4 protein-coding genes are annotated in these 5,010 nt (G+C 68.2%); 1 reads left to right on the forward strand and 3 read right to left on the reverse strand.

The features are described from left to right. Window positions 1-65 precede the first annotated feature (65 nt). Window positions 66-947: an alpha/beta fold hydrolase gene (locus tag CM1CMNOD_RS19700; protein WP_237702895.1), complete on the reverse strand. Its 882-nt coding sequence runs from the start codon at window positions 945-947 to the stop codon at window positions 66-68. Window positions 948-1,415: 468 nt separating this feature from the next. Beyond that, window positions 1,416-2,216 (reverse strand): phytanoyl-CoA dioxygenase family protein, encoded by an 801-nt coding sequence (locus CM1CMNOD_RS19705; protein WP_237702897.1) that lies wholly within the window; start codon window positions 2,214-2,216, stop codon window positions 1,416-1,418. Window positions 2,217-3,071: 855 nt separating this feature from the next. Here CM1CMNOD_RS19705 and CM1CMNOD_RS19710 point away from each other — a divergent pair. Beyond that, complete coding sequence (locus CM1CMNOD_RS19710; RefSeq protein WP_013875352.1) at window positions 3,072-4,220, forward strand: acyl-CoA dehydrogenase family protein; 1,149 nt, start codon at window positions 3,072-3,074, stop codon at window positions 4,218-4,220. A gap of 57 nt (window positions 4,221-4,277) precedes the next feature. On the opposite strand, the gene CM1CMNOD_RS19715 is transcribed toward CM1CMNOD_RS19710, so the two are convergent. Further along, window positions 4,278-4,946 carry a TetR/AcrR family transcriptional regulator gene (locus tag CM1CMNOD_RS19715; protein WP_013875353.1) on the reverse strand — a complete coding sequence of 223 codons (669 nt, stop codon included), beginning with the start codon at window positions 4,944-4,946 and terminating at the stop codon, window positions 4,278-4,280. Between the last annotated feature and the right edge of the window lie 64 nt (window positions 4,947-5,010).

The raw sequence follows: 5,010 nt of genomic DNA on the forward strand, positions 1-5,010 counted from the left end.
CACCGCGCGGTGCCCATGGCACGCCGCGGGGCCGGGCGATCAGCTGATGAATGCCGGTGGACCCGTCACAACGACGGCGGGGCCGTGTCGAGGCCGAGACGTTGACGGGGACGGACGCGCCGGTCGAAAAAGTCGCGTACCGCCTGGTCGAAAACCGAGTTGTCGTCACCGGTGACCATGTGATGGGCTCCGGCCACGTCGGCATATTCGGCGTGGGGAACCAGCTCAAGGAAACGACGGGCATCGTCGACGCTCAGCACGTCCGACTGGCCACCACGCACGAGCAGGGTCGGGATCCGCAGCGAGGCGGCCGCCTCCGCGAGCCCGGACGTGATTACGTGCTCGCGCTGGGACAGCTGGCTGCTGGTATCACGCAGAAAAGCGGGATCCCAGTGCCAGAACCACCGACCGTCGACCCGACGGAGGTTCTTGCGCAGGCCGCTGATGTTGCGCGGTCGGGGCCGGTTCGGAAGATAGGCCGCGACTGCGTCGGCGACTTCGTCCAGGGAGCTGTAGCCCTCCGGCCTGGCTGTCATGAACTCGCGGATGCGATTCGTACCGGCGGCCTGCAGGAACGGTGAGACGTCGACAAGGACGACACCAGCCGCAAGATCGGGATGCTGCCTGAGAGCCGCCAGCGAGGCAATGCCACCGAGGGATGCCCCGATGAGCACGGGCACCCGCCCGGTCCACCGCACGGCCGCCACGACATCGGCGGCGAACCGGCCGAGGGGGTAGATCCCGTCGGGGGACCAGCCGCTGTCGCCATGCCCACGTAGATCGATGGCGAGCGCGTACCAGCCGTCACGGGCGAGCATGCGGGCGGTCGTGCCCCAGGAATGGCGGGTCTGGCCACCGCCGTGCAGGAGCAGCACCGGGGCGGCGGCCGGGTTGCCGTAGGCGTCACCGACCAACTCGATCCCGTCAGCGGGAATGCGTACTGTCACCGGAATATCGGTGTCGGTGGCAGCCCCGGCACGATCCGGCGCGTCTCCCGCGGACGAAATCGATCGTGGGTCGTTCTGCACGCCGCATCTCCTATCCGTGCACGTCGGTCCGTGCTGACGTCATCAGGATACTGTTCAGCATCTCCGTGACCAGCGGGCGAGGCCGGCTCCGATATGCGTCGATATGCGGGGAACGACCTTCTCGGGATTTTTCCGTACACCCGGCAGAACCACCGCTCCATGCTGAGTCGTCTCCGCTTCGAATCCGTCGCCGGCGGCTGTTCCGACGTTCGGGCCGGGCCGGCGAAAACATCGTTGTTCGCCGCGGCCGCGACAGCCGGTTCGACACCCGCGCCACATCGGCGGGACGGGCCGCATACGCGCCGCTCCCCGCATCGGCTCGGGCCGGCCGGCCCGAGCCGATGCGGGGAGCGATATGAGGAGCGATATAAGGAGGAGGCGGAATTCTCAGTTCCCGTCGTCGCCCGACCAGGGGATCGTCCAGCGGTGGTCGATGGCGTCGTCACGACGGGCGAAGCGCAGATCGGTGGACAGCCGCATCACATCTCCTGTGACGTCCAGGGACGCGTGGATGAGGTGCGAGTTGTGCAGGGTGATGTCGCCAGCCCTGCTGACGACGTGCATCCATCGCAGGCCCAGCTGGCTGGAGACCCAGAAGAGGTCGTGACTGATCGGCCGGGGATCGCCCGGACGGTCCGTCACCTCACGCAGGGGTGCCAGTTTTTCATGACCGAGACGGTGCGACCCCTCCAGGTAGACCATGCCGCCGGTCTCGACCGAGCAGTCACCCAGCGGTATCCACATCGTCACCAGGCGGTCGGAACCCGCATCGAGGTAGTCGAAGTCGACGTGGGCGCGGGTCGCGGTGGGCGACCCACGGTGGAAATGCCGGACGATACGCCGCGGCAGCAGAAGCGCGGGGGCCTCCAGCAGTGTCTCGGCCAGGCGCAGCAGTCTCGGATTCTCTATGAACCGGGTGAAAGCCGCCGAACGGACGAAGCTGTGGGCCGGATGACCCGGCCAGCCGTGCGGTGGAAGGTCCGGCGGCAGTTGCCCGGAGAAAACACCGTGGACCGGGTCGGTCCCGGGCCTCAGGTAGACCGGGTCGAACCGGGAGAAGTAGTCGGCCCGTAACGCGCGGACCTCGTCCGGATCGAGCGCACCGCGCAGGTGCAGGTAGCCGTCCTCGTGGAACCGGCGTCGGAGCGCGGCCGGATCGGGCAGCAGCGGGGCGCTGTCGCGCAGCAACGTGAAACGGTCGCCGTCAAATGGGATCGACAGTCCGTTGGAAGTCAGTTGTTTCGCGGCGGCCGGCGTCTGCCGCAACCTGTCGTATACACCGCGGACAACCGGATCCAACGGCGCAGAATTCCGGCCACCTGCCTGGTTGATATAATTCACCTCAGAGATACCTGACGAATCCGGCGAAGCACCGGTGACAATGGCGAGTTCCCCCACGCCTGATCCTGACCTTTCTCACGGTGACGAGCACGACAGCGAACCCCATGATTTTAGTGGATGTGGCGCGGCACAACGCCCGAATTAGGGAATCTGGACGAAACCGACCTGTAACCGCAGGTCAGCGGCGGTGGGTGTTATGCCATGACGGCACCGGCATCATCTGCACAGCAAGAACATCGGATCGGCACCGCCGACGCCGGCGCTCCTGATTCATCCACCGAACGATCATAAGCTGGACTCCCACCTTGATGATCGGCTCCGGCGGCTCCCACGGGATCTCAGCGTCGAGAGGACCGCACCGGAGCTGGTATTTCTCGCTCGACGTTCTACGGCTACGTCGGCGGCAGGCGCGGTCCGCTCAGTTCGATGGCGGCCGACGCCGTCAGCCTCCGGCCCGGCCCCGACACCTCCTGACATGATCAGAAAAGTTGACCTGGTCGTACCGCCTGGCTTCCCTGGCCGGCCCGGCCTGGTCACACCGGCGGGCCCGGCGCGACCGCCCAGGGCCTCATGGACGCTCCACGCCTCCCGACACGCGTTCCGAGTGGCCGTGGCAACCGAACCCACCTGCTGAAAAGGAATGAAGCAGTACCCTGGTACGACTTCGAGTATCGACTCTCCGAGTCAGTCAAGGAGGTCCGGATGCCCGCGGAACGTCTACTTCCCTCGGACGAGGCGCGTGAGCTGGTCGAACTCGCCAGCACGATCGCGGAGAAGGAACTCGAGCCGCGGGTGGTGGAGTGGGAGGAAGCCGGCCGGTTCCCTCGTGACGCGTTCACGGTCCTGGGCCAGGCCGGGCTGCTCAGCCTGCCCTACCCCGAGGAGGTCGGTGGCGGCGGCCAGCCATTCGAGGTGTACCTGCAGGTCCTGGAGGAGATCGCCTACCGGTGGGCGGCGGTCGCCGTCGGCATCAGCGTGCACGCGCTGTCCTGCTACCCGCTGGCCATCGCCGGCAGCCCGGCGCAACGTGAGACCCTGCTCCCGCGGCTGCTTGGCGGCGACCTGCTCGGCGCCTACTGCCTGTCCGAGACGCACGCCGGCTCGGACCCGAGCGCGATGCGCACCCGCGCGACCGCCACCACGGACGGCGGTTTCCTGCTGGCCGGGACCAAGGCGTGGGTCACCCACGGCGGGGCGGCGGACTTCTACACCGTCTTCGCCCGCACCTCCGACGACCGCTCCAGCGGCATCTCCTGCTTCGTCGCCGACGCCACGAGCGACGGCCTGACCACCCAGCCACCGGAGAGGAAGATGGGGCTGCGAGGCTCCCCCACCGCCATCGTGAACTTCTCCGACGTCCGGCTGCCCGCCGACCGACTGGTCGGGCAGCCCGGGCAGGGGCTGTCGATCGCCCTGTCCGCACTGGACTCCGGCCGCCTCGGGATCGCCGCCACCGCCGTCGGCCTGGCCCAGCGTGCCCTCGACGACGCGGTCGCCTACGCCCGGCAGCGCACGAGCTTCGGCAAACCGATCATCGAGCACCAGGGGCTCGGTTTCCTGCTCGCCGACATGGCCGCCGCCGTGGAGTCGGCACGCGCCACCACGCTCGCCGCCGCCCGCCGCCGCGACGCCGGGCTACCGTTCTCCCGCCAGGCCAGCATCGCCAAACTGGTCGCCACCGACGCCGCCATGAAAGTCACCGAGGACGCCGTCCAGGTGTTCGGCGGTGCCGGCTACACCCACGACTATCCGGTCGAACGGTACATGCGCGAAGCCAAGGTCATGCAGATCTTCGAAGGCACCAACCAGATCCAGCGGCTGGTCATCAGCCGGCACCTCGCCCGCTCCTGACCCGCCTTACCCCGGCCCGGCGCACGTGCCCCGGCGGGCCGCCATCCCTCCGCACCGTCAGCCGGACAGGCCGTTGGCCGTTTGGCCAGGCCGTCCGGCGGCATCCGTACCCGTACCCGTATCCCGGACGATCCCGTGCAGCAGCAGTTTCGCCAGCTCAGCGTAGGCGTCGGCATCGGAAAGGCCCGTGACACCCGCGACCTCACCCTGCTGAATGGCAACCATGGCAAGAGTCGCCACGTGCCCGACAAAGGACGCGTGCACATCGCGGAAGGCCCCGTCAGCCACCCCTTCGGCGACGAGCGTACGGATCCGCGCCGCCGCGATCCGCGTGTTGAGCTCGTAGACGTCACGGGCCGGTGGGAAGGCCGCGAGATCCCGCCGGAAGGCCTCGGACGCCGGTTTCAGCTCCTCCGCCACGGCCGCCAGATAGGTACCGACCCGCGCACCAGGATCCGTGACCCCGGCCACCCGCCGCTCCACCTCGGCCGCGGCGGTACGGAAGAAGTGGACGACGACCGCGACAGCAAGCTGCTCCTTGCTGTGCGCCAGCGCATAGAGACTCGACTTCGAGCAACGCAGCCGCGCGGCAAGATCAGCAAGTGTGAAGTGCGCGAACCCCTCACGCAGGAAAATCTCGACGAGCCGGTCGAACAGGTCGGACTGCCGAGACGTACGGCGGCTGCCGGAACTCGGCCACGGATGGCCGTCAAGGGACACGGTCATGACCAGTACAACGTTACCGGCCCAGCGGACACGGCGGCCCGACGCGGCAACACAGGGCACAGGG

The organism is Protofrankia symbiont of Coriaria myrtifolia (assembly GCF_900634755.1).
GTDB classification, from domain to species: domain Bacteria; phylum Actinomycetota; class Actinomycetes; order Frankiales; family Frankiaceae; genus Protofrankia; species Protofrankia coriariae.